Origin of the sequence: Mucilaginibacter achroorhodeus (assembly GCF_007846095.1) — a bacterium.
GTDB classification, from domain to species: domain Bacteria; phylum Bacteroidota; class Bacteroidia; order Sphingobacteriales; family Sphingobacteriaceae; genus Mucilaginibacter; species Mucilaginibacter achroorhodeus.
The window spans coordinates 229,469-255,435 of record NZ_VOEI01000007.1 but is presented as its reverse complement, the minus strand read 5'-3'; the positions used below and the strand labels follow the sequence as shown (position 1 = coordinate 255,435).

General features: G+C 43.4%; 23 protein-coding genes and 1 tRNA gene. 9 read left to right on the top strand and 15 right to left on the bottom strand.

What is annotated here, in order from left to right; genetic code table 11:
- Positions 1–46: 46 nt before the first annotated feature.
- Genes FPZ42_RS17755 through FPZ42_RS17740 form a run of 4 tightly spaced genes read right to left on the bottom strand, consistent with a single transcriptional unit; the run spans position 47 to position 2,225 of the window.
- Positions 47–280, bottom strand: coding sequence for a PLDc N-terminal domain-containing protein (locus FPZ42_RS17755; protein ID WP_186458815.1), 234 nt, complete (start codon positions 278–280; stop codon positions 47–49).
- Between the two features lie 44 nt (positions 281–324).
- Positions 325–1,122: an ABC transporter permease gene (locus FPZ42_RS17750; protein ID WP_146273199.1), complete on the bottom strand. Its 798-nt coding sequence runs from the start codon at positions 1,120–1,122 to the stop codon at positions 325–327.
- A gap of 6 nt (positions 1,123–1,128) precedes the next feature.
- A complete protein-coding gene (locus FPZ42_RS17745) occupies positions 1,129–2,025 on the bottom strand; it encodes an ABC transporter ATP-binding protein (RefSeq protein WP_146273198.1) in 897 nt (298 codons plus the stop codon).
- On the bottom strand, positions 2,019–2,225 hold the full coding sequence (locus FPZ42_RS17740) for a hypothetical protein (protein ID WP_146273197.1): 207 nt from the start codon (positions 2,223–2,225) through the stop codon (positions 2,019–2,021). Before FPZ42_RS17740 ends, FPZ42_RS17745 begins: the two co-directional genes overlap by 7 nt.
- 208 nt (positions 2,226–2,433) lie before the next feature.
- On the opposite strand from FPZ42_RS17740, the gene FPZ42_RS17735 reads away from it, so the two are divergent.
- Genes FPZ42_RS17735 through FPZ42_RS17720 form a run of 4 tightly spaced genes read left to right on the top strand, consistent with a single transcriptional unit; the run spans position 2,434 to position 5,431 of the window.
- Positions 2,434–3,447: a sensor histidine kinase gene (locus tag FPZ42_RS17735; protein ID WP_255563244.1), complete on the top strand. Its 1,014-nt coding sequence runs from the start codon at positions 2,434–2,436 to the stop codon at positions 3,445–3,447.
- Between the two features lie 2 nt (positions 3,448–3,449).
- Positions 3,450–4,175, top strand: a complete 726-nt coding sequence (locus tag FPZ42_RS17730; protein ID WP_146273196.1) for a LytR/AlgR family response regulator transcription factor — start codon at positions 3,450–3,452, stop codon at positions 4,173–4,175.
- A 42-nt stretch (positions 4,176–4,217) separates the two neighbouring features.
- Positions 4,218–5,060 carry an N-acetylmuramoyl-L-alanine amidase gene (locus FPZ42_RS17725; protein WP_146273195.1) on the top strand — a complete coding sequence of 281 codons (843 nt, stop codon included), beginning with the start codon at positions 4,218–4,220 and terminating at the stop codon, positions 5,058–5,060.
- 38 nt (positions 5,061–5,098) lie between these two features.
- The gene (locus tag FPZ42_RS17720; protein ID WP_146273194.1) at positions 5,099–5,431 is read left to right on the top strand and encodes a hypothetical protein; all 333 of its coding nucleotides are present in this window, start codon (positions 5,099–5,101) and stop codon (positions 5,429–5,431) included.
- On the opposite strand, the gene FPZ42_RS17715 is transcribed toward FPZ42_RS17720, so the two are convergent.
- Positions 5,428–5,829 (bottom strand): (R)-mandelonitrile lyase, encoded by a 402-nt coding sequence (locus tag FPZ42_RS17715; RefSeq protein ID WP_146273193.1) that lies wholly within the window; start codon positions 5,827–5,829, stop codon positions 5,428–5,430. The two genes, FPZ42_RS17720 and FPZ42_RS17715, sit on opposite strands and share 4 nt — an antisense overlap.
- Before the next feature lie 73 nt (positions 5,830–5,902).
- Between FPZ42_RS17715 and FPZ42_RS17710 the strand changes: the two genes are divergently transcribed.
- Positions 5,903–6,571, top strand: coding sequence for a DNA alkylation repair protein (locus FPZ42_RS17710; protein ID WP_146273192.1), 669 nt, complete (start codon positions 5,903–5,905; stop codon positions 6,569–6,571).
- A 17-nt stretch (positions 6,572–6,588) separates the two neighbouring features.
- Here the strand turns inward: FPZ42_RS17710 and FPZ42_RS17705 are convergent, their stop codons facing one another.
- Entirely contained in the window at positions 6,589–7,497 is a 909-nt protein-coding gene (locus FPZ42_RS17705; RefSeq protein ID WP_146273191.1) for a metallophosphoesterase family protein, read from the bottom strand.
- Between the two features lie 97 nt (positions 7,498–7,594).
- On the opposite strand from FPZ42_RS17705, the gene FPZ42_RS17700 reads away from it, so the two are divergent.
- A complete protein-coding gene (locus FPZ42_RS17700; RefSeq protein ID WP_146273190.1) occupies positions 7,595–8,788 on the top strand; it encodes a DUF3472 domain-containing protein in 1,194 nt (397 codons plus the stop codon).
- A gap of 75 nt (positions 8,789–8,863) precedes the next feature.
- Here FPZ42_RS17700 and FPZ42_RS17695 read toward each other — a convergent pair whose 3' ends face one another.
- The 9 genes from FPZ42_RS17695 to FPZ42_RS17655 form a co-directional block, all read right to left on the bottom strand.
- Entirely contained in the window at positions 8,864–10,780 is a 1,917-nt protein-coding gene (locus FPZ42_RS17695) for an alpha-amylase family glycosyl hydrolase (RefSeq protein ID WP_186458814.1), read from the bottom strand.
- A gap of 43 nt (positions 10,781–10,823) precedes the next feature.
- A complete protein-coding gene (locus tag FPZ42_RS17690; protein ID WP_146273189.1) occupies positions 10,824–12,218 on the bottom strand; it encodes an MFS transporter in 1,395 nt (464 codons plus the stop codon).
- A complete protein-coding gene (locus FPZ42_RS17685; protein ID WP_146273188.1) occupies positions 12,215–14,068 on the bottom strand; it encodes a glycoside hydrolase family 13 protein in 1,854 nt (617 codons plus the stop codon). The genes FPZ42_RS17690 and FPZ42_RS17685 overlap by 4 nt, the downstream gene beginning before the upstream one ends.
- Positions 14,069–14,164: 96 nt before the next feature.
- Positions 14,165–15,262, bottom strand: coding sequence for a SusE domain-containing protein (locus FPZ42_RS17680; RefSeq protein WP_146273187.1), 1,098 nt, complete (start codon positions 15,260–15,262; stop codon positions 14,165–14,167).
- Positions 15,263–15,333: 71 nt separating this feature from the next.
- On the bottom strand, positions 15,334–16,917 hold the full coding sequence (locus FPZ42_RS17675; protein WP_146273186.1) for a RagB/SusD family nutrient uptake outer membrane protein: 1,584 nt from the start codon (positions 16,915–16,917) through the stop codon (positions 15,334–15,336).
- A 46-nt stretch (positions 16,918–16,963) separates the two neighbouring features.
- The gene (locus FPZ42_RS17670) at positions 16,964–19,969 is read right to left on the bottom strand and encodes a SusC/RagA family TonB-linked outer membrane protein (protein ID WP_146273185.1); all 3,006 of its coding nucleotides are present in this window, start codon (positions 19,967–19,969) and stop codon (positions 16,964–16,966) included.
- Positions 19,970–20,538: 569 nt separating this feature from the next.
- Positions 20,539–22,140, bottom strand: a complete 1,602-nt coding sequence (locus FPZ42_RS17665; RefSeq protein WP_146273184.1) for a DUF6377 domain-containing protein — start codon at positions 22,138–22,140, stop codon at positions 20,539–20,541.
- 120 nt (positions 22,141–22,260) lie between these two features.
- Entirely contained in the window at positions 22,261–22,785 is a 525-nt protein-coding gene (locus tag FPZ42_RS17660) for a hypothetical protein (protein WP_146273183.1), read from the bottom strand.
- 73 nt (positions 22,786–22,858) lie between these two features.
- Positions 22,859–22,931 (bottom strand) — tRNA-Met (locus FPZ42_RS17655).
- 146 nt (positions 22,932–23,077) lie between these two features.
- On the opposite strand from FPZ42_RS17655, the gene era reads away from it, so the two are divergent.
- The 3 genes from era (at position 23,078) to FPZ42_RS17640 (ending at position 25,966) form a co-directional block, all read left to right on the top strand.
- Positions 23,078–23,953, top strand: coding sequence for a GTPase Era (gene era / locus FPZ42_RS17650; RefSeq protein ID WP_146273182.1), 876 nt, complete (start codon positions 23,078–23,080; stop codon positions 23,951–23,953).
- Between the two features lie 134 nt (positions 23,954–24,087).
- On the top strand, positions 24,088–25,389 hold the full coding sequence (gene der, locus FPZ42_RS17645) for a ribosome biogenesis GTPase Der (protein ID WP_146273181.1): 1,302 nt from the start codon (positions 24,088–24,090) through the stop codon (positions 25,387–25,389).
- Between the two features lie 91 nt (positions 25,390–25,480).
- Entirely contained in the window at positions 25,481–25,966 is a 486-nt protein-coding gene (locus tag FPZ42_RS17640; RefSeq protein WP_146273180.1) for a DUF3347 domain-containing protein, read from the top strand.
- Position 25,967: the final 1 nt, after the last annotated feature.

Here is a 25,967-nt window from a genome sequence, read left to right as displayed (position 1 = left end):
GCGAAGGCCGGTCTCTTAAAGGATATGATGATCAGGTTAAGGTGTTTCAGGATATTTTATTTTTGCGGCCCATGTATAAATAAACAATGGAGCCTAAAACGGGAAAGAACAATATCAATGCTATCCATATAAATTTTTGAATAGGATCTTTAAAGGTTGCCTTTAACACATCCATTAGGCAAAATAATATCAAACCAAAATACAATATCCCCAATACCAGAAAAATGTACATCCAGGTATTGCTTGTGGTTTGTGCTAAAATAGTGTTGCTTAAAAGCATGTTTAAAGATAGGGAATCCAATAAATCGACGTGTAACATTGATGTTACTTTACGCTGCGCTTTTGCACTATTACATAACCTGCAAAAAACACGATAACGGCGATTATTAAGCTTACATAAACGTCTTGCGTAAATACGTTTATCTCAAAATGATCTGCCGGGCCGCGCTGGTGTTTGATCATGCTTTTAATAGCAGCCATTGGTTGCGCGTAAGGAAATAGATAGGCATACTTCCAATCGTTGGTGGCCAATATTACCCCTGTTACCGTAGCTACGAAGCCAAGCCCCATTGGTTTCAAAAAATCTGACCAAAGCAGGCTTAACAAAAACTGGATGGAAAGAATACCCATCGCAGATAGTAGTAGTTTAAAAAACACCTGGGCCAACTGCAACTCCATGTGGTATTCGCTAAATTTTAGCTCTGGTTTTATAACACCCAGCAGGTTACCGAAACCAATATTAAGCAAAGTGAACAGGGCCATACACATGGTAAGCAGGAAAAATGCATAGGCATATTTAGCGCCATAAACTGCCCAACGAGAAATAGGCAGGCTGAACAAGGTTTTCCAGGTGTCGGCTTTGTGTTCCACATTGTTTACCGAATAGGCAACAAATATTGTATAAATAGGTAGTAACAAGGTTCCCATGCTGCCCAGGCTTATCATACTGAATTGTATCCAAACCATCATACCGGGTTTATTGGCAAAATGATCGCTCTTGCTATAAATGGCTACAAACGCCAATAACGTAATTGCCAGGGGCAGAATAATTGATCCCCAAAAGCCAAGGGTTTTGCGGGTCTTGTAAAATTCAGACCCAAATGATAGTAAAAATCCTTTCATAGGTATTTAGTTGCTTTTGGTGATATCAAGGAATAGTTTTTCCAGGTCTTTATACTGCTTGTTGATGGTATATACCGTAATGCCGTTTTGCACAAGCAAGGTATTGATGGTGCCCATTTGCTGCGTAGATAAAAAAGGCACTAACAGGTGGTTGGCCTCAACTTCGGCAATATCTATCTGGTTACGCTTAAGCAGGTTGGCTGCATCAACGCTGTTATCAGTTTCTATATAAATGTGCGGCTGGCTGATGTTCTGCAGATCGGTGATAGTACCTTGGAACATCATTTTACCATGGTTGATGATACCAACGTGGGTAGCCATCTTTTCAACTTCAGAAAGTAAGTGGCTTGATACGAAAACGGTTTTGCCCTCTTTTACAATACGCATCATCAACTCGCGTATTTCAATGATGCCGTTGGGGTCAAGTCCGTTGGTCGGCTCATCCAATATCAACAGTTTGGGGTCGTCTAATAACGCCAGCGCAATGCCCAGGCGCTGTTTCATACCCAGCGAATACTGACCGGCCCTTTTACCTGCGGCAGAAGTGAGCTGCACCAGGTTAAGCATATCATTAACCCTTTCTTCGCTTACCTGCAAAAGCATAGCGCGGTTCATCAGGTTCTCTTTACCGGTAAGGTGCTGGTATATGGCAGGTTGCTCAATAAGCGAACCTATTTGTTTAAGGATCTCGATGCGATTGGTTTGCAGATCCTTTTCAAAAATCTGAATGCTGCCTTCGCTTGCCTGCAGCAAGTTAAGCAGCATTTTTATAGTAGTAGTTTTCCCGGCGCCGTTTGGCCCAAGGAACCCGTAAATGCTCCCGGCCGGAACCTCAAGCGATAGTGATTTAACAACCTGCTGGTTGCCAAAACTGAATGATAAACCTTGTGTACGGATTACCATAATTTTTCTACAGCAACAGATGCAACAGTTTTAACAACGCCCAGGCCTTTAACAAAAAGCGAGGTGGCTTTAACTGCATTGCTGTGTGCTACAGATTGTTTATTTTGTTCAAACTGGTAACTAACGCCCATTATAATGGCAAATACTACAGGTGCCAATAAAACTATAAATGGATTTGAGTTTGAAACTAACTTTTTCATGTTGGTGTTGTGATTGATTTACACAACAAAGGAATAAATATTTATTTCCCTGCTAAAATCAATTAGACCAACAGGCATCAAATGTAGATGAACGCCCATTATATACCACCAACCCGTTCATCGGATATTTGAACCGGTTCATCGGCAAAATAATTAGCTACATATAATAGCACGTTTATATTTAAGCCAAAATATTACTTTAGATGCAGTGAAAAAAAGCTGGCAAATATTTTGGCACATCGTATCATGGATATGCGTAATTGCGTTTTTTGCGTCTATTGCACGCTATAGCGGCAAAATGACCCCTAAAGCAGTTGCGGTTGTTTTTGGCCTTTATGGTATTATTAATATCAGCGTATTTTATGTTAATTATCTTGTATTTATACCCCGGTTCCTTAACAGGAAACAATACAAGCTTTTTGCATTATCAATCATTACAACACTTGTAGTATATGGACTGGTTAAGTACGGCTTTGGTTTAATCTTTAGTGATATTATCCTGGATAGGATGAAGGGCGAGTCGCTGGGCTTTTGGAAGTATTTTCTCAATACCTTCTTCATAACGCTGATCTTCCTGTTCCTGAGTACGGTACTGAAATTTACCATAGATTGGTTCCTGAACGAGCGAGTACAGCGCGACCTGGAAAACCAGCGATTAACTGCCGAGCTATCATTTCTCAAATCACAGATCAACCCGCATTTTTTATTCAACTCGCTTAACAGCATTTATTCGCTGGCCTATCAAAAGTCTGATACCACACCAGAGGCTATCTTAAAGCTATCAGAGATCATGCGTTATATGCTTTACGAGTGCAACGATAATAAGGTAGATCTGAGCAAAGAACTACAATATCTTCAAAATTATATCGACTTGCAGAAGATCCGTTTTGGCAACAAAGCATTTATTAATTTTGAGGTATTGGGTGAAGTTACCAATCAGCAGATAGTGCCGCTGATGTTGATATCATTTATAGAAAATGCCTTTAAACATGGCATTGCTAATGACCCTCACCAGCCGATAGTATTACGCATTAATGTTGAAGATGGCCGTTTGTTCTTCTTCATCCAAAATAAAAAACACAGCCATAACCGCGATGCCATTGGCGGCATTGGTTTGCCAAATGTGCGCCGCCGGCTGGATCTGCTTTATCCCGGAAAATATAATTTAGAAATTAGGGACGAAGCAGATACCTATACTTGTCAATTATCTTTAGTTTTATAGCCATGACCAGATGCCTTGTAGTTGATGATGAGCCTTTGGCCCTGAACATACTGGAAGATTACATATCCAAAATACCCTTTCTTCAGTTAGTGAAAGCCACTACCAATCCTATTGAAGCACTTACCATGGTGCAGGATGGCGGCATAGATCTTGTTTTCCTTGACGTGCAGATGCCTGAGCTTACTGGCATTCAGTTCCTAAAAATAGCTAACGGAAAAGCAAAGGTGATACTCACCACTGCCTATCCGCAATATGCATTGGAGGGCTACGAACTGGATGTGGTTGATTACTTGTTAAAGCCTATTGCTTTCGACAGGTTTTATAAATCGGTACAAAAGGGCCAAAGCATTATACAACCCGCGGCCAAACCTGCCGCAGCTCCCGAGCCGGTGCAGCAGGACGATTTTATGAGCGATTTTATATTCGTCAAAACCGAGCATAAGATACAAAAGGTGTACCTGCACGATATTTTGTTTATAGAGGGATTAAAAGATTACATCTCCATTTTTACCCCAAGCGAGCGCATTATTACGCTGCAGAACATGAAAAAGATGGAGGATGCATTGCCCGAGAAGCATTTTATCAGGGTACATAAATCTTACATCGTATCCATCAACAAAATAGACAGTATAGAGCGCAGCCGCATCTTTATTGGCGATAAGATAATCCCGGTAGGGGATACCTACCGCGAGGATTTCTTCAAGATAGTGGACGGCAAGAATATTTAGCGTAAACTTTAGCGGCCTAAAAATTGTTTAGCTTAGCACCGTATGAAAAAACAATACCTGCTACTGCTCATTGCTGCCCTGATATTTTCCGCCTGCTCAAGCAAAAAGCAGATCGTAAAAACAAACAGTGCCTATGATGCTACAAACAAGATCTACACCGGGCATGCCGATACTTTGAGCCAGATGTTGCTGGCTACCAACCCGGCCATGCTGGTAGATAGCCTGGGCAGGCCGGTACCATCTGAGTTTATAGGTACGGTTAATTTTAATCTGCGCAAACCTAACTACGTTATTATCCACTATACTGCACAGGATTCTGTACCCCAGACTTTGCGCACGTTTACTGTAACCAGGACGCAGGTAAGCGCCCATTATGTGATAGGAAAAGACGGTAAAGTAATACACATGCTTAACGATTACATGCGTGCCTGGCATGCCGGTGTAAGCAAGTGGGGCAACGTTACTGACATGAACAGTTCGTCGATAGGGATTGAATTAGACAACAAAGGCAACGAGCCGTTCTCACAACCGCAGATCAATAGCCTGTTATTGCTGCTGGCTAAATTGAAGAAAGATTACAATATACCAAGGGCCAATTTTATCGGCCATGGTGATATTGCGCCGGGCCGTAAACCTGATCCCGGGATCAGATTCCCATGGGAGCAATTAGCCAATAGAGGCTTTGGCTTTTACAGTGATATGCTGATTGTGCCCGCCCCGGCAAACTTTGACAGCACAACGGCATTGCGCCTTATTGGATATGATACCAGCAACCTGCCTGCTGCCATAGGTGCTTTTAAGCGCCATTTTGTACAGCGCGAAGACTCTATCAGGTTCACTCAGTTTGACCTGGATGTGCTTTATAACGTTTATCAAAAATATTGATCGCTAACACTACAAAGATTTGATTAACTTGCATACCAATGGATAACTTGCTTGCACAACTAAAGGAAATGCTGAGCGACCTCAGCGAGGAGCACGGTGTTGATCCGCTTTTATTAGGCATACTTTATATTGTAAGCAAGGTATCTGTAATCATTATGCTGGCCTTAATGATCAGGAATATGCGCGCTAAAAAGCCATTTACCATGATCCTGCTTTTTGCCGCATTATGCTTCTGCATCCCTTACCTATATTTTATTATCGCCGGGCGTAACATCCATTTTGGCGTCTATGTATTCATCGGGCTGATATTTGTTTATGGCGGGTATGCTATCCGCAAAAAGATAGTCGAGAAGGCCAGGCTGGCTAGTTAGCCCTTTGCCATATATTGCTCATCACTTACTTGCTCCATCCAATCAACCGGTGAACCGTTTTGCTTTTCCTGAATAGCAATATGGCTCATAGCCGTTGTCGACGTGGCACCATGCCAGTGTTTTTCTCCCGGCGGAAACCAAACAACATCTCCTGGGTGTATTTCTTCAATACTACCGCCCTCGCGCTGCACCCAACCGCAACCTGCCGTTACAATAAGCGTTTGCCCAAGCGGGTGCGTGTGCCACGCAGTACGTGCTTCCGGCTCAAAAGTTACCAGCGCCATAACTACGTTTGAGGGTTCAGGCGGGTTATTAAGCGGATCTATCCTTACGGTGCCGGTAAAATATTCTGCAGGGCCTTTGCCTGATGCTTGGGTCCCTATGCGTTTTATTTCCATGTTGAGTTTTCTTAGTCAACAAACTTGGGTTGACAAGGTTGCCCTGTATTTAATAAAATCATAAATTAGTTTTATGACAGTAAACGAAGTGTTAGACCAGCTTAAGGCACTCGGTAACGAAAAGGTACGCGCGCATAACAAAAAGTTCGGTGCAGGTGATAACCAGTTTGGCGTTAAAATGGGCGATATACGCGCCATTGCCAACAAGATCAAAACCGATCACGAATTGGGCAAAGCACTTTGGGCCACAGGCAATGTAGAAGCTCGTTTTATTGCAACCTTGATCATGAAGCCAGCCCAGCTTTCGGCAGCAGAAGTAACTGAAATGGCAAAGTCGGAGCAGTTCCCTCACGTAATAGACTGGCTATCCTCTAATATTTTAAAAGAACATCCTGATAAGGAAGAGTTGCGGCAGCAATGGATGCAGACAGGTATAAGCGGAATGCCCGCACGCCTGGGCTGGGGCTTAACCAGCGGCCGTATTGCCCGCAGTGCGCAGGGAATCGACATCCCGGCTATCCTTGACCGTATAGAAGCTGAAATGCCCGTTGCTGCGCCTGAAGTACAATGGACAATGAACACCGCACTTGCACAAATTGGCATCAATCATACCGCATATCGCGACCGGGCGCTTGAAATAGGCGAACGTTTAGGTATTTTCCGAGATTACCCTACATCAAAAGGCTGCGTTTCTCCGTTTGCACCGATCTGGATAAATGAGATGGTAAAGCGGCAGAAATAAAAGCTTAAAAATATTTCCTACTTACCCGCCTCCAATTTATAGCCATTGTCAAATGCACTAAAGTCAGGCTTAAGCCTGCGGGACAGGATCTTGAGTTTGTCGCCATCGCGGCTTACGGTAAGGTAGTGGAAATCGGGTTTGTAATCCGGCGCAAGGTCTTTCATTTGCCTGTCTTTTTTGCTGAGTGGCTGGTGCAGCCCGCCACCGCCGCCAATTACCAGGAAGGTTTTGCCCAGCATCTTGAATCGCTCGAAGTTATGGGAGTGGCCTGAGAGAAACAGTGCACCTTTCTTTGATTTGATAAACGGCGGAACAAAACTATCGCCCACTATTGCTGATGGACTTACTATAGAGCTGTTGGTGTAGGGCGAGTGGTGGCAACCCACAATAATGAGCTTAATGGCCGGGTCAGCGTCTAACGCACTTATTTTATCAGCATACCACTTGTTTTGCTGCGCAATTTCCGCAACCTGCATTTTTGAAAAATTGCTGTTAAGCAGTATCACGGCAACGGAATCTACTATTTCAGTATAGCCGGATGGATCATACGCCGGGAAGCGTTTCCTGAAGTTAGTGATGCCCTTTTTGGCGTTGAACATCACCTCGTGGTTGCCCAACGTGGCATATACAGGGATGGAATCTTTAACCAGTTTGGCCAGATAAGTATCTATATTTTTCCAGGCTTTTTTTTTGCGGCCGACAGATACCACATCTCCCAGAATGAAAAAGGCTTTGGGCTGCAGGCTGTCAACATCCTTAAATATCATTTTGGTAGCCAGCAGGTTATTGTTCGATTTAAGGAACAATTTTTCAACCCACATAGGTTCCTGGGTATCACTGGCGAAAGCAATAAAAGGTTTGTTCTGCGCTTCTGCGGTAGTTGAAACAAAAAGCAATACCAAACATACATAAAACAGAAGTTTCATAATTGTAGGAACGCTAAATGTAAATTTTTAGTTTTAGCGATTGATATTGCATATCAAGCCATTATGGTGCAGGTTTACTATTAATCACCAATAATTAATGAAAACAAGACTTTTTACATCTGCCTTTTTGATATCGGTTATATTAATTTTAAACGCTTTTGAGGTCCATGCACAATCAAAGGATACAACGCTACCGCAGAACGGCAGTGAAACGCAAACCGAGAACGCAGCGCCGTCGCAGCACATTTTCTTTGATTTCTCGTCAGATGCAGTTGCGCGCATCCATAAGATTAAGATCACGCGTTCGGCAGATGCTGAGTATTTCTCTGTTCACAATTTTAGGGGCGGTTATGATGGGCTGCAGCAAACGCCGGACAAGGATTTTGGCACGCCGAATATATTGATAGCCTCCCTATGGGACCCTAACACAGCCGGAAAGGTATTATCGAGAGTGTCATACGCCGGGCCTAAAACTTTCACCAGCCGCTTTGGCGGCGAGGGAGACGGATGGAAAACTATAAACCCATACAAATGGAGGTTAAATACCTGGTACAACATTGCTATACGTTCATGGAAAAGCAACGGTGAGTTTTTTGTGGCTACGTTTATACAGGACATGAGCACCGGTAGCTGGTTCCATACCTCAACCCTGGCTGAGGCCGATAGGGAGGGGTTTTTAGGAAAGCGTGATGATGCCTTTTTAGAGAACTGGGATGGAACTAACCCCGCCTGGGATGGGCGTTACATCAGGAAAGCATTTTTTAAGGATTGCTGGGCATTAACTACCGATAATAAATGGGAAAAGCACAATCGCCGTTTCTTTAACGCAAACGGGAATGACAAGGCCAGAAACGGGAAATATGACCGCAGCTTTGATGCCGGTTATGACCCAAAGGAAGATGCCTACTATATGCAGCATGGCGGTGAAACAAAGCCAAATGAAACATTTGGAGATAGCCGAAGACTGGATCTGCCGGAACAAGCACAACAGGGTGAGGCACCAAAATTAAGTGTTGGCGCTATCGCAAAACTTACGGCATCATACGCAGCAAAATCCATCCGGGTAAGTTGGTCCACAGATAACAAAACTGCACCGCAGTTTTCATCAAAGGTGGAGATCTTGGATAATAGAGGCAAGATTTTGCAAAAGGAAGAATGGCTGCTGCCTGAAAAAAAATCGGCGGCAATAAAAACTGCTTTGCCGAAAGGGAGATACAAAGCAAGATTGACCGTGACTGATATTTTTAATCAGACCGGTAAACCTGTGGTAAGGCTGTTTAGTGTTCTTTAATAGTTGAGATGAAGTTAGCTAATCAAAAGTCTCTGAGTGAGGAGTGATACGTTTCTCACTCAGAGATCAGATCTATTATTTTAAGGCTTTACTGCTGTAGATGTGGTATTCACCAGGAGCGTAAGTGGCCGTAAACGGTGCGGTTACATTAACAGTTGTGCCCGACATGTAGTCATACCAAGTACCCGCGCTCGGGAAGGCAATAGATACTGCCTGGCTATTTACATCAAAGTTGCCAGCTACAACCACCATTGTACCGTCGGCACCGGTAAGGTTAGCTGTTTTGATGGAACCCGATGAATTATAGGTGATGGTAGATGTTGTAAACACCGGGTTGTTGATCTTCATTTTAATGAGCTTGGCAAACGTTGCATAAAGCTTATGGCGTAAAGCATCGTTATTATACTCCCAGTGCAACGGCTTTTCACCGGTACGGCCATTTACATCGATAGATACATCATAACCCAATTCGCCAAACTGCCATAGCATTTTAGGGCCCGGGGCGGTAAATAAAAATGCTGCTGCAGTTTCCTGGCGAGCTAAAGCCGTGGAAAGTGTTTTTACATTATAGCCATTAGCGCCGCTGCTATTGCCGTAGGTGATGTTTTTAAACATCAGGCGCTCCTCGTCGTGGCTTTCCATATAGCTTACAATATTTTCCGGCTGTGTAAAGCCACTATGGTTGCTGAAGTAAAGGCGCGAGAAATTTGACGTTGGGACGTAGCCCATGGTTGCCTCATTAAAATTATAATTCAGGTTGTTCCACAACATCATACCGTTGTCTGATAGTTCTTTTTCCTCGCGGTCGCCACCGAAGAATTCCAGGATGGTGTAAAAGTTATTGTTGTCTATGCTGTTAATGAAATTTTTATAGTCGTTCCAGATGGCTACACGGCTTGCATCATAAGCAGCAAAGGAAGCATCATCTGTACTTAAGGTTTGAGTGAAGCCTTTTGCCAGGTCGAAGCGATAGCCGTCTATATGGTATTGCTGCATGTAAAACTTCATCACGTTTTTAGCGAAATACTTTGTTGCCGCGCTTTGGTGGTTAAAATCATAGCCGACGTTGTATGGGTGCCGTGGGTCTACATTAAACCAGGGGTTAGTGCTTAGTGGCTTTTGCGTATTCTTATCAAAGTACAACTGCACCATTGGCGATTGCCCGAAAGAATGATTAAGCACCATATCTAATATCACTGCCATGCCTTTTGCGTGGCAGGCGTCTATCAGTGCCTTTAAATCGTTTTTAGTTCCATAGTATTTATCTACTGCGAAGTAGAACGATGGATTATATCCCCATGATGAGTTACCTTCAAACTCGTTCACGGGCATCAGCTCAATGGCATTTACACCCAAATTGCTCAGGTAGCTAAGCGTATCGGCAATGGTTTTGTAAAAGTGGGTGCCAACAAAATCGCGCACATGTAATTCGTATATCACCAGCTTGTTTTTATCCGGGCGTGTAAAATTGGTGTTCTTCCAGGCATAGGTTGGCTGGTTTGCCTGCATTACGCTCACAATACCGGTTTGGCCCGCAGGGTATGCCTTTAAGTTTGGATATACTGATGCCGGGATGTATTTATCGTTATCCGGATCAAGGACCTTTTCACAGTAAGGGTCTGCAACCTTTAAAGTGCCATCTGCAAGGTACTGGTAGGCGTATTCTTTATTAGCGTCAAGGTTATCTATTTGTACCCACCAGTTGTTGCCATCGGGCGTTACGGTCATGGCAGTGGGCGACCAATTATTAAACTCGCCGATAACGGCCATTGATGTTTTGCCGGGGGCGTAGATATTAAAGATCGCGGACGTGCCCGAGTTAAGGAATGTTACCCCGTCGCCAGCGCCGGTTGGCAATGGCTTGCCGTTAGGCACCGATACTTCACCGCCTGTAGGCGAGCCGGGTGAAGAATGTTGGATATCGTTTTTCCTGCAGCTTGCTGTTGCCAGCATTACGCAAATAAGGCCTGTTAAGTAAATTATCCGTTTCATAAAATTGGTTGATGATTTAAAGGAATGCTGTTGAAAACAAGCCTCAGCTTTTTGCGTATTTAATGTCTTTTCCGTCTTGTACGTATATCACTGATACGGCTGCGCACAGCATAAAAATGCCGGCAAGCACTAAAGCATAAATGGCTTGTCCGCCGAATAAATTTTTCACTATCCAGCCACCAAAAAAGCCGTTTACAATTTGCGGGAAGGTGATGAAAAAGTTAAAAATGCCCATGTATACGCCCATCTTTTTCGCCGGGATAGAGCCTGAAAGAATTGCGTACGGCATCGCCAAAATACTCGCCCAGGCTAAACCTACGCCAACCATGCTCAATATCAGCATATGAGGGTTTTGTATAAAGAAGATGGAGATCAGCCCAATACCGCCGGCAATTAACGAAAACGCATGCGCCAGTTTTCGACTTGTAGCACGGGCAATTGCCGAAAGGCAAAGTGCGTAAAGCGCCGATACGCCGTTATAAACGCCAAACATTAACGTTACCCAGTCACCAGCCTCCGCAGCTTTTACAGAGGTTGTATCTTTCAGATCAACATGAAAGATATGTGTGGCGATAGCAGGAGATGCAAACACCCACATGGAGAATAAAGCAAACCATGAAAAGAACTGAACCAAACCCAACTGTCGCATGGCTGTTGGCATGTTTTTAAAATCTTTAAAGATCTGGCTTAATCCGCGTTTTGGTTCTTCTCCGGCTTCTTCCGGATGAAAGTTCGCGTATTCTGATGGTGAATATTCCCTGGTCCTCAGAACGGTCCACAACAGGCAAATTATCATCACCAGGGCACCCACGTAAAAGGAGTAAGTAACGTTTGGCTGTACATGCCCGGGCGTTGCCGTTTGAGTGCCGATAAAATAGCTTATTACCCACGGCAACACTGATCCTGTAACCGCACCAATGCCGATAAGGAAGGTTTGTACCGAAAAGCCAAGGCTTCGCTGGCTATCGGGCAGGTTATCGCCGATGAGCGCACGAAATGGCTCCATGGCTACATTGAAAGATGCATCCATGATCATTAAAATGCCGGCACCAACCATAACCGGCGGCAAGAACATCAGCACTGCCGAGTTTGGCAGAAAGAATAGTGCAAGCGCGGATAAGATACCCCCTGTTAAAAAGTATGGCTTACGACGGCCAAGGCGGTTCCAGGTATGGTCGCTGTAATGCCCGATGATTGGCTGAACAATCATACCTGTTATAGGGGCTGCCAGCCAAAACAGCGATAGATGTTCTACATCGGCACCAAAGCTTTGTAATATGCGCGACGCATTACCATTCTGCAATGCAAAGCCGAACTGTATACCCAAAAAGCCGAAACTCATGTTAAAGATCTGCCAAAAGGTAAGCTTTGGCTTTTGCACAGCTGCCGGCTTTTTAGCTGATGGCTGTGTTTGATTTTTTTGCTCTTCGGCTATCATTTGCTTAATTCTATTATCAGTGTTGTTTTGGCCGGGATAACCAGTTCTTTGATGTTGCTTATCCTTTGCCCGGTGATGACATCTGTACCGCTGTTGAAGCCGGCCATGCGCTCAACAAAATAATCGGTGTTTAAAGTCGATTCTTTTTCGCCACCATTGTAAGCTATCATCACGGTCTTGTTTGCATCATACCTAAAGTAGGTGTAAATGCCGTTGCGCGGGATATACTGCATCAGATTACCTGTTTGTAATGCCGGGGTGTTTTTGCGATAGTTTGCCAATGTGCGGACATAGTTGAAAGCTTCATTTTCCTTTTTATCACGACCGCCAGCGGTGAACTTATCTTTTTTGTCACCTTTCCATCCTCCCTCAAAATCTTCACGAACCAAGCCATCAGGGTTTGAATAACCTTTCATGAGTATCTCGTCGCCATAATACATTTGAGGCACACCACGCATGGTAAGCAGCATTGCCATACCTGATTTGAATTTGGTAAAGTCTTCATTCACTACAGAGTAAAAACGGCTCATGTCATGATTATCCAGGAAGATGGTGTTACGGGTTGGGTCCTGATACATAAAATCCTGCGCTACAATGTTGTAGATGCGGTTTACCCCATCAGTCCAGCCTTCCTTGCCATTTAATGCTTCGGTAATGGCATCTTTTATCTGGGCATCAGTTATGCCTGGTAATTGGGTATCAAACCCCCGGTTTACGGTGTTCCCCTGTGTGAAATAAGCCTGGTTAGCTACAGACCAAACCAGCGTTTCACCAAAGATGGATAAGCGCGGAAACTCGGCCTTTACCTTCTTTGCCCAATCGGCCATGTAAACGGCATCGTTATAAGGGTAAGTATCTAACCTAAATCCATCTATACCTGCATACTCAACCCACCAGATGTGGTTTTGCGTAAGGTAGTTTTGTACGTACGGGTTATTCTGGTTCAGGTCGGCCATACGTTTATCAAACCAGCCGTCGAGCATCTGCTTTTTATCTGCAGCATCGCCATGCGGATCCATCACCGCGGCATCCCTGAAATTAGAGTTGGTGTACTTAGGCCATTGGTGCACCCAGCTTTTCATGGGCATATCTTGTATCAGCCAGCTTTCGGTACCGATATGGTTATGTACAAGGTCTTTTATAACCTTTAAACCCATTGTATGGCTTTTGGCAACATATGTTTTAAATAACTCGTTTGTGCCATAGCGCGGATCAATTTTATAGTAGTCGGTAACCGCATAGCCGTGGTACGAGGCATGCGGCTCGTTATTCTCAATTTCCGGCGTCATCCAGATAGCGGTTACCCCAAGGTCTTTTAAATATCCTAAGTGATCTATTACCCCCTGAATATCGCCACCATGGCGCGAGTACATGGAGTCGCGGTGCAGTCCGGTTTCAAGCATGCCTTTAACCACATCATTAGATGGGTCTCCGTTCGCAAAACGATCAGGCATTAAAAGATAGATAAGATCCTTGTTGGTTACCCCTTGTGCCCACTGTGCTGTGTAATTACGCTGCTTTAGCTCGTAGGTATAAACCAGGTCTTTTTTACCAGCCTGCTTAAAAGTGATGGGAAATTTACCGGGCCGGGTAGCCGGACTGATCGTAATATCGAGAAATAAGTAATTACCGTTCTCTACCTTATGCACTGCCGTTAGTTTTACGCCAGGATAATTTAAGCTTACGTTGCTTGAGCTTATCTTATCACCATGAACTATCAGTTGCAGTTTGGGGTTCTTAAACCCAACCCACCAAAAAGCAGGTTCCACTCTTTCTAATGCCGGCATTTGGGCCATTACACAGGTGCATAGCAGCAAAAAGGCAAGGGTAATATTAAGCGTCCGTCTCATCATTTTTAATTGGTAACTCTTGCCGGGCGGTTGTAGCTAAGCAAGGTGTTTATAAGAAAAGTACCGGTTGGAAACGCCCAGCCGGTACTTATAAAATTATTGTTTTACTACAGAATATTTCGCAGTTGCTGATCTGTCTATTTTACCAAGTTTGCTTATATCAGTAGTATAATCACTGTAAATTGTTGTAATGCTTACGTTGTATGTACCTGCTGTAGTGATAGGGATATTGTTATTCTCAGTATTGTTTAGGAATGTGCCATCGCCGCCGGTTTTAGGTACACCGTAGCTATTTGCCCAATCGTGGCCCATCCTGAATTTAAATTCGCCGGCCACCATTGGTACTGCGCCTTCCCAGGCGAGTGTGCCATTATTATACTTCAGATCGATATCGGCGCTCCAGTTGCTGCCAACAGGTGCGTTACCAATAACCGACATGTAATCTGCTGGTGCCATGGTAATCGTACCATTGTTCAGGTCAACCGTAAAGTAGTATTTACCCGCTGCCGGGGCTGATATATTGCCACCACTTGTGCTGATCTTGCCGGCACCGCTGCTGCCATAAGCAACATCCCATTTCTTTTGAGGCGTGATCTTAAAATCGAGGTTGCCTGCAGTAAAATTGATAATACCTGTGTAAACACCATTACCTGTAGGCGACTGTAAGCTATCCGCCGTTGGCGGGTTCCAGCCCTGGTATGCGCCCGGTACGTATATGTATGATACTAAAGCGAACGGCGTAGCGGTTACCGTAACCACGTTTGAATATGCAGTACCTTCAGTAGCCGATGAACTAAGCGAACTTTTCAGCCTCATCTCTAATTGAGCCGGCGTACCGGTTGGCAAATTCATGGATAATAGCAGGTTGTTAAAGTCCTGTACATTATAGCTTTTGGCAAACACGCCTACTGGTAACGTAACCTCAGTTGGCTTAGCAAAATCGGTTCCTTTAACAGCTATCTGAAAAGTATAGGTTGGTGCCGCGCTGTATCCGTATGATTGTGCCGAACCGGTTAAGGTTATGGCATTAGCGCTAAGATTAGATTTTGTTAATGCCGGTGTTGTGGTTGATACCGTTAGCGAGCCGCCCTTGGCAGTTTGTGCTACGGTTCGTACTTCATCTTTTTTGCATGATGCCAGTAACATGATGGCCATGCAGCTAAAAGCTAAAAATTTAGTAATGTTTTTTTTCATGTTAATGCTTATTTAAACACGTTTATGCTTTTGATAGGGCAGGCCTGCTTTAATAGGCCTGCCTGTTTGCTTTAGTAACCCGGGTTTTGTTTAATTGTAGGGTTAGCTGTAATATCGTCTTTGGGGATTGGGTAGATATTGCGGTAATCTTCTACAGACCGGCCACCGGCAACGCCGCCTTTAAACGGCCATAAATAACTGCCGGTAGTAAACCTGCCATAACGTACAAGATCCGTACGGCGGAAACCTTCCCAATATAATTCGCGTGCACGCTCATCAAGAATGAAATCAAGATTGATGGTGTTAACATTACCGTTTGCATTACCATAAGCACGGGTGCGTATCCTGTTAATGTAATCAACTGCTGTAGCCAGGTTGCCGCCAGCGCCACCGCGTAAAACGGCCTCTGCGTAGATCAGGTACATTTCCGGCAAACGGAATAGTGGGAAATCAACATCTGCATAATCCAGGCTTTGGCCCGGTGCACCTGCGCGGTTCACGTTACGGTATTTGGTAACTGCGAAGCCATCGGTAAAGGCTGTTTGGTCTTTGATCTCGAGGTTTTGGCCGTTTGTGTAAAACTGAGAACGTTTATCTGCTGTGCCGGTATAATCAGGGAAAAGATTAGGCAGGTTTTTAGTGGTACGTGTACCGCCCCAACCGCCATTGATGCCAAAATAACTGGCCGACTCTGATCCGCCAACCGGCGCGTGGGTTAAAAATGTAGTACCACCATAGCTTTGTGTACGCAAGCCATCATAATTGATGGTCAGTATGTTCTCGTTGGTGTTTTGCTGGTTATCGGCAAGCATTAACCACTGGTAGTTGCTTACTAAGGAATAGCCTGCGTTGATCACTTTATTTGAATAAAGGATAGCATCGTCATATCTTTTGGTGCCGGTGTAAACTTCGGCGTTCAGATACAATCTCGCTAATAAAGCCCACTCGGCTGCCTGGTCTGCACGGCCATATTCATTTGCCTTTGGTGCGGCAAGGGTTGACTCAATTGCCTTTAGTTCAGATTCAACATAGTTGAACAAAGTTTTGCGGTCTGCCTGTTTTGGCACAGTTATACCGATCACATCTGTTTCGGTTACCAATGGTACGCTACCGAAAAGGTCAAGCAATACCCAATATTGGTAAGCGCGTAAGAAACGAGCTTCGGCACGGTACTGGCGGATAGCATCTGCATCAGCACCAGAAATGCCGCGGCTGCTCAATTGAGCGTCTGCTGATTGCCTGATAAAATCGTTTGCCAGGGTAACCTGGTATAAGCTGCGGTAGTACAAGCCTTTTAAGAACGGGTTTGCAGATGACCAGTTCATGTTATGGAAATCCTGTATACCCACATCGCCCCAGGCAATCACTGCTTCGTCTGTGCTTAATTCCTGCGCTTTCCAGTACAGGCGTAAGAAGTCTGAAGTTCCCTCATCAATTCCTTGTACGTCGCCATTACCTGCCGGGCCCTGGTTGCCGGTTAATGCATAAGCACCGTAAACTTTTGCAAATGCTTGTTTGTAGCCGGTTGGGGTGGCGTACACAGTAGCAGCTGTTATATCGTTAGTAGGCAGTAGGTCCAGCTTTTTGTTACAGGCGGTTAAGCTGCCTGCAAGCAATACTACTGTAGCTGCCTTTATCATTAAGTTCTTTTTCATGTCGCTTTATTAATTAGCTGTATGTATGTATTGATACACTAATGAGTTAAAATTTAAGGTTTAAGCCTAATACATAAGTGCGCGGGCGAGGATAGATGTTGTTATCGATACCGCCGTTCACTTCCGGATCAACACCTTTGTATTTGGTGATCACAAAAACGTTCTGCACGTTCCCGCTGATGCTTAGCTGGGCTTTGCTGCTGAATATGTTGCCAAAGTTGTAACCAAGGCTTGCGTTATCCATTTTCAGGAACGATGCATTTTGCACGTAGTAATCAGACAGTACATTCTTGTCATTTGCGCCAATTATGCCGCTCTCCAATACATTTGTAGAACCGTTGTTAAGGAATTGAAGCGGGTTAAGGATGTTGTTTCTGGTGCCGGTGTTCGAGAACACGTTGTTGTAAGCATAGTTACCCAGGTTGGCACGCATAACCACTGCCAGGTTAAACTTTTTGTACCTAACATTACTTGAGAAACCAAGGATATACTTTGGATCGGGCTGTTTGTACAGGTAAAGGTCTTTATCGTTGATAACACCATCGTTATTACGGTCCACATAAACGTTGTCCAATGGTTTACCATCGCTGCCATAAACTTGCTGATATACGTAGAATACGCCGCGAGGCTGGCCTACATAAAAGCGTTCCACGTTGTTACCAGTACCGCCTGATATTCCACCGGTTGCCAAACCTGTTGAGTTAGGGTCGTTCACAAAAGTTAACTTGGTTACCTTGTTAACGTTGTAAGTAGCGTTAAGGGCAACATCCCAGGTTACTGTACTGCTGCGTACTATCTGCGCGTTGATAGCAGCCTCGATACCTTTATTGGTCATACTACCTACGTTGGTAACGATGATATTTGAGAACCCGGCCCCTGCAGAAACGTTAACAGGTGCTATCAAGTCTTTAGTAGTTTTATAGTAGGCATCAATTGAACCGGTGATTCGATTGTTAAGGAACCCGTAATCAAAACCCACGTTTGTAGTAGCACTTTGCTCCCATTTGCGGTTAGGGTCATAGGCCGAAGGACGGTACAGTTGGTAAAAGTTATTACCCAGCTGGTAAGATGCTGTTTGTGAGCTTAATGCATAGTATGAAGTGTATGCATAGTTGTCAATCGCATCCTGCTGACCGGTTACACCGTAACCAACCCGTAATTTAAGGTCAGACAATACTTTGCTGTCTTTTAAGAAAGATTCTTCTTTGATCTTCCAGGCAAAAGCGCCAGATGGGAATACTGCATAACGGTTAGTTGGGCTAAACCTTGATGAACCATCCCGGCGGATTGTACCGGTTAATAAATACTTGTCATCAAACGTGTAGTTTAAACGCGCATAGTATGATAACAACCTGTGCTGCGGCTTGTCAAAAGGAAAGTTTGGTTGGCTTACAACGGTACCATCGGTAGTTAAATCCGGGTAATTATAATTTTTAGTGGCGTAATCGTAATAAGCGTAACCGGCAACTGCATCAATACGGCTGTTGATAGATTTCAGGTCTTTGGCGTAGTTTAAGTAAGCTTCAAAGGTGGTGTTCAATATATCGGTACGGTACTGGTTGTTTACACCGCTATGCAGCACATTGTTGGCATCTTTAAAGCGGTAGTAGCTTGATGCTGCTGTCTCCGGGATAACAATTGTTCCTTTGCCTTGAGATGCATCATAACCAAAGTTTACGTTAGCGTGCAAGTCTGGCAGGAAATGGAATTTGTAATCAACCTGTGCGTTACCAATGCTTCTTAGCACGTCGCTTTTGTCAAATTTTTGCTCAAGCAAACCAACTGGGTTGCGCGGGGCTAATTGCCTAAGCCCGGATGCAGAGCCTGCATCAAGGTACTCGTAATAACCACCGTAGTTGTTATTGCCCGATAATACAGGCTTTGTTGGGTCAAAGCTAACTGCTGCACCTATAGCATCCTGGTTGGCAAAACGTGCCTTGCTTTGCGATCCTTTTAAGTTAATATCAATTTTTAAATGATTATCAAGCAAGCGCGGCGAAAGGTTAATTGCTGCCGAAGCCCTGTTAAGATACCCGGTTCTAAGTATACCTTTTTGATCGAGGTAACCTACTGAAACTCGGTACGGCATATTTTTCAATCCGCCGCTTACACTTAGGTTGTTATCATTACTTACAGCAGTTTGATAAATTTCTTTCTGCCAGTCGGTATTTGCGTTACCCAACAAGGCCTGGAAAGCAGCGTTACCGTTAGCTTTAACATAAGCACGTAGCTGGTCGCCGGTTAATACCTGTGCCTCCCTGGCCAGTGTTGATACCGATACCTGTGTGTTTAGATTGATAACCGGTTTCCCAACTACACCCTTTTTGGTAGTGATGATGATAACGCCGTTTGACGCACGTGAACCGTAAATAGCGGTTGCTGATGCATCTTTTAAAACGGTGAAGGTTTCGATATCGTTAGGGTTGATCAAAGTAAGCGGGCTTGGTGATCCTGGTATAGCATCGTTACTTAACTGCACACCATCAACAACAATAAGCGGGTCGTTACTGGCGCTTAATGATGCACCACCACGAATGCGGATAGTGCTACCTGCACCCGGCGCGCCGCCGTTTGAGGTTATGGAAACACCAGCCACCTTACCGGCGATCAATTGCTCGGGCGATGTGATATTACCTGTTTGGAAATCCTTTGAACTTACGGTAGTGATCGATCCGGTAAGATCTTTCTTTTTAACAGTACCGTAACCAATAACCACAATCTCGTTAAGTGATTTTGATGAAGGCTGCATGTTAAAATTTACAGTTAAAGCTCCGGCTCCTACCGTAACCGTTTTTGGCTGCGAAGTGTAACCAATAAAACTTGCCGTAAGAGTGTAAGAGCCTGCTTTTACGCCTGCGATCTTGTAGTTACCGTTTGCATCTGCGGCGCCTGCTATGGTGGTGCCCGAGATCAATACAGTTGCGCCGGGTAAGGGTGCATTGTTCTCGTCGACTACTTTACCGGAAATGCTCCCCGACTGTGCGTGTATCGCCTGCGATAAAAGCAGCACAGCAAAAAGGAACATAAACTTTTTAAGGTAATTGTTTCTCATTTAAAATTTGGATTTGAGTTAATTTGTTGGTGTTTAATGTCAATACTTTGGCTGCTGCTCATTACACGATCAAAATCATCCAATACGGCATATCGCACCGGACAAAACGGAGGTCTCTTTAGCACAGGCCATTAAAAAACTTTGATGGCGACAAAAAAATGCCGTGTTCACTTTTGCGAAATCGGAAGGAAAATTTGAAGCCGTTAAAAATTATAATTGGTTTTTGTGAAGCGGAGTCGCGGGTTTATATGCGTGTTCTCTTCAGCAATACAAATTTGTTGAGACGAAAAACCGCAACCTATTTTTTTATATAAAATTTAATAAAATTGAGATTTATTTAAATTTTATACTTTGATAATCAGTCAATTAAAATATTTTAAAATCAAAAAATTTAACGCTTATGGTGATGTTTCAATACACTAAGCGTATAAATTACACCATAAAAAATCCCGATTTTACGGGTGGTTTTAAGCTATGTTTTGACCGAACTTGAAATTGTGGGAAGGAAAGGTCTTTGAAGGCGTGATTATATAAGAATGGGGGTAGGCTATCAAAATTGAAAGCTTAGGTCAGGATTTTTTGCCATCTATATCAACGGCTTTGATGGCCATAACGCGTTGGTCAAATTCATCGCCATGAATAAGTGCTTTTGCCTTAATGCGCATCTTATAAACGTAAATGGTTTTCTCAGTATACTCTAATATCTTGGCAATGGTTTCGGTATCAGTAATGCCTATCCGCATTAAGGCGAAAATGCGCAGATCGGTGGTAAGTACCTCGTTTTCCTTAGGCCAGATCTGATTTTCTTTTTTAAAAAGTTTATTGAACTCTTCTACAAAATTTGGAAAGATTTTTAAGAACACCTGGTCAAAAGTATTGAACAAGGTTTCCCGCTCTTTTTTGATGTTGATGTTATTGGCCATCAACTGGATGTCATCGTACTTTTTTGCGGGCAGCTTGGTATCAACAGAGCGTTTTATTCTTTCTAACTGTAGGATGTAACCGGAGATAACGTTGAAAAAATAACCAATGTAGTCTTCCTTTATTTTGGTGCCTTCCATCAATTTTTCGTTAACCTTTTCAATGATCTTCTCTTTTGATTTGAGCTTTTTGTTGCGTTTATACAGCAGTACAGATACCACAACAATAACAACTGCCAAAGCGGTTATCACGCTTAGGCTTCTGATATACAACTTCTCTTCGCGCTCTATAAACAATAGTTTTTCTGAGGCCACTATAGGTAACAGCGAGGCTATTTGCACTTTACGCTGCCTTGCACCATAAAACTCAGCATCATCAAGTGCGTGCTCCAGCGCTAAATAAGCATTCTTGATATCGCCTTTTTTATACAGTATCTCTGCCAGCCAAAATAAAGCGATGGTTTCTTTTGTAGATGACCGGATATCATTAATAGTAGCTTTGATGAGCAAGCCTACGCTTTTATCCGGCTGCGACATGCTTTGATAAACATTGCTCAGCGTAGATTCAACTATTGCCTTCTGGTGTTCGGTAAGTTTATTCGAACTTAATAATTGGCTGAACAAAGCTACTGCCGGCTCATTAGCTCCGTTTTTGTAACTTTTATAACCGGTAAGGTAAATGTTATCATAAGAGCCTGGTTTGCTGATAGCAATTGCAGAATCGATATACCTGTTGGCAGCAGCCGTGTAAATTGGCGTGTAATGCTTATCGTTGTTATAGGCGGCCAGGTCATAATAGGCGCGCATAACAATTGAGTAATATTCAACTTTTGCAGGAGTTTCCAGGTTTTTAACATTAACACCCTGCATGCTTTCAAAAGTTTCCTTAAACATCCCGGACGAAAGCAAAATAAACCCCATTTTAATCTTGCTAAGGTCTTCTTTTGACCTGTCCTTAAGCGTTTCACTAATCGATAATAACTTATTTACATATACATAAGCGGAATCATACTGATAAGACTTGTACTCATCGTATAATTTATTGCAAACAGCAAATTGTTTCTGCAGATCGGTTGGTTGCAGTTGCTTAAGGTTTGCTTTTAAGGCAGTTATATGTGCTTCTTTCTGACGGTCGTATATTGCTTTTTTTGAAAATTCAGCCTTTAGTTGCCCAAAAAGATCACCATCTGCTGCAATTGCTGAAAACGTAATCGGAAATAGAATAAAAAACAGGAGCAGAACCCTTCTCATAATCAGCTGTTAACCACTTTAGCCTTACCAAAACAAGCTTACGCTAAAATAGCAACTTTAGTATAAATTTAACGATTTACTATCTGCCCGGATTTATTATAACGGAACAATGGTGGGCTATCATTGCACTGGCCAGTTGTCGATGTGAGATTTATTATCAGTTAACCATTGTTTAGCAGTATCAATAGAAATCTGCTCGATGTTATCTTTTGTCGCACCTTCCCAATACCATTGCATTCCGTTGTTGTCTGTCCAGTCAAGATCGTGCCAAGCCCAACTTAATTTACAGAAATCATAGATTGAAGACTTATAGTCAATATCGATCGCAAACTTGCAAATTCTCTCCAGGTTTTGTTTCACATTGAGACCCTTCGCAATCTGTATAATGTAATATCTGCTGTAACTGATGATGCCATCCTTACCGAGAGCTAATGACAAACCCAATTCACTTATTGCTGCATTTAGATACTTAACAGTCTCAAAGTAATTGACCGGTTTCGTTAGCGATGCTAAAATCAAAAGGTTCTCGGTTTCATGCCCTAACATCATCATCTCCCCAGCCCAATCAACTGTATCACTGTAATTAAAGTCTTTGACAGCAGTATGAGCAAGAATTTTATATGTTGATGCAGCTACCGGTTTCATTTCTTTGGTACAAGCCTTTTCGTTAAACAAAAAAGCCTCTTAGATTTCTCTAAGAGGCTTTTTCTTTTCTCGGTAGCGGGAGCAGGACTCGAACCTACGACCTTCGGGTTATGAGCCCGACGAGCTACCAACTGCTCCATCCCGCACTGTTTTGTTGGTATTATACATAACGGGCATAACTCCGAAATGTTTGTTCCAATTGTCAAAAAAGCAATTTGCTCTCCGTTTTAATTGGACTGCAAAGATATAATTCGTTTCTTTGCAGTCCAAATAATATTTAAAAATAATTTTTATGTCGCATAAAGCAGGTTTCGTAAGCATAATTGGTAAGCCTAACGCAGGCAAGTCAACTCTTATGAATGCCCTGGTTGGCGAAAAAATGTCCATCATCACTCCAAAAGCGCAGACAACGCGTCACCGTATTTTGGGTATTGTTAACACCGATGATTACCAAGTGGTTTTTTCGGATACGCCCGGTATCATCAAACCGCACTATGCTTTGCACGAAAGCATGATGCACCAGGTAGAGGGTTCTATTGTTGATGCCGACCTGATATTGCTGGTTACCGATATCAATGAAGAATATGATGAACAGGACGTTTTAAAAAAGCTTGAAAAATCTGAAGCGCCGTTAGCTGTCCTGATCAACAAGATAGATCTAAGCAACGAGGAAGAAGTTCGTACAAAGGCTGCTTACTGGCAGGAGAAGTTGAACCCTAAAGCGGTTTTCGCGATTTCTGCCCTGCATGATCATAACATCAAAGGCATATTCGATTTTGTACTGGAGAACCTGCCCGTGCATCCGCCGTATTATGAGAAAGATGCTCTTACCGACCGTAACGACCGTTTCTTTGCTTCAGAAATGATACGTGCGCAAGTGTTTAAACAGTACAAAAAAGAGATCCCATACAGCACCGAGGTTATTGTAACTGCTTTTAAAGAAGACCCGAAGATTTACCGCATCAGCGCAGAGATCATTGTGGAGCGCGATTCGCAAAAGAACATCATCATAGGCAACAAAGGTGAGATGCTGAAAATTGTAGGCACCTATGCCCGCCGCGAAATGGAAGAGTTTTTTCAACGCAAAATATTCCTGGAGATGTTTGTAAAGGTGATCCCTGATTGGCGCAGTAAAAAGAATTACCTGAAGAAATTTGGGTACGAATAATCAATAGAGAATCGGGATATAAGACATCAAGATTCAAGACAGAACTTTTAAATTTGTAATACACCGGGTCATGGGCCGGAGAAAGGCTTTACAGTCGTGTCTCCTGACATCCTGACCCTTGACTCTCAAATAGCATGAGTAACATAGTAGCTATAGTAGGCCGCCCAAACGTTGGCAAAAGCACATTATATAACCGTTTAACCGAAAGCCGTAAAGCTATTGTTGATGACTTTAGCGGCGTTACGCGCGATAGGCATTACGGCAGCTCGGAGTGGACCAACCACCAGTTTACCGTAGTAGACACCGGCGGCTACGTGGCCAACTCAGCAGATGTTTTTGAAGCCGCCATCCGTGAGCAGGTGATCATTGCCATTGAGGAAGCTACCGCTATCCTGTTTGTGGTTGATGTTACTACCGGAATTACCGACCTTGACGATGAAATTGCCACCCTGCTGCGTAAGGGCAACAAGCCTGTGTTTGTAGTAGTGAATAAAGTTGACAATACTTCGCAAGTGGCTGATGCCAGCGATTTTTACAGCCTCGGCCTGGGCGAAATATATACCATATCGTCCATGACCGGTTCAGGTACAGGCGAGTTGCTTGACGATGTGGTTAAACATTTTGAGGATGTTCCGCTGGAAGAGAATACCCGCCCCAAATATGCCATTGTAGGCAGGCCTAACGTGGGCAAATCTTCAATAATCAATGCGTTGATAGGTAAAGACCGCAACATTGTTACCCCAATTGCCGGCACTACACGCGATTCAATACATATCCACTACAACCAGTACGGGCATGATTTTATGCTGATAGATACTGCCGGGATGCGTAAGAAAACCAAGGTAAAAGAGAATATAGAGTTTTACTCGGTAATGCGTACCATTAAGGCACTGGAAGAAGCAGACGTGATCATCCTGATGATTGATGCTGTTGAAGGTATCGAGTCGCAGGACATCAACATCTTTCACCTGGCCGAAAAGAACAAAAAAGGTGTTGTGATCGTAGTGAATAAGTGGGACCTGATTGAGAAGAACAGCAAAACCATTAAGGTATTCGAAGATCAGATCCGCCAAAAGATAGCACCGTTCACCGATGTGCCTATCGTATTTACATCAGTATTAGAGAAGCAACGTGTTTTAAAGGTGATTGATGTTGCTAACAAGGTTTACGAGAACCGTGCACGCAAGATACCAACTTCGAAACTGAACGAGGTGATGCTGCCGATCATTGAGAAATATCCGCCGCCGTCATTAAAAGGTAAATACGTGAAGATTAAATACATCACACAGATCGCCGGTTCAACCCCAATGTTTGCGTTTTTCTGTAATTTGCCGCAATACATCAAAGACCCGTACTATCGTTTTATAGAAAATCAGCTCCGCGAGAATTTCGAGTTTAACGGAGCACCTATACAGGTCTGGTTCAGGCAGAAGTAAAAAAATTAGGAAAAGCATCAGTCAACAGGCTGATGCTTTTTTGCTTTACCGGCCTTTGATATTATCTTTATCAAAAAAACGTTTACCCAGTATGAAAAAGATAATCCTGAGTTTATTTCTGATGCTTTCGGTTTACATATCAAAAGCCCAAAATGCATCGGTTGATAAAATAGCCTCGGCATACATTGGTGTTAAAAACGCGCTGGTTGGCAGCAACGCTACCCTGGCAAAAACCCGATCAAAAGAATTGCTTGATGCTTTTTCGTCTATCAAAGACCTTACACCCGCGCAGCAAAAAACAGTTAATATTTACCTGGATAAATTAAAATTCGATAGTCGCCATATCAGCGAGACTACCAAAATAGACCACCAACGCGAGCATTTTCAAAGCCTGTCTAATAACATGTACAGCATGCTATCAGCTTTAAAGCTGAACGGTACAACATTATACCAACAATACTGCCCTATGAAAAAGGCTGCATGGCTAAGTGAAAGCAAAGACATCCGTAACCCATACTATGGCAATGACATGCTGGAATGCGGAACGGTTAAAGCAACTTTAGCGGCTGCAAAGTAGG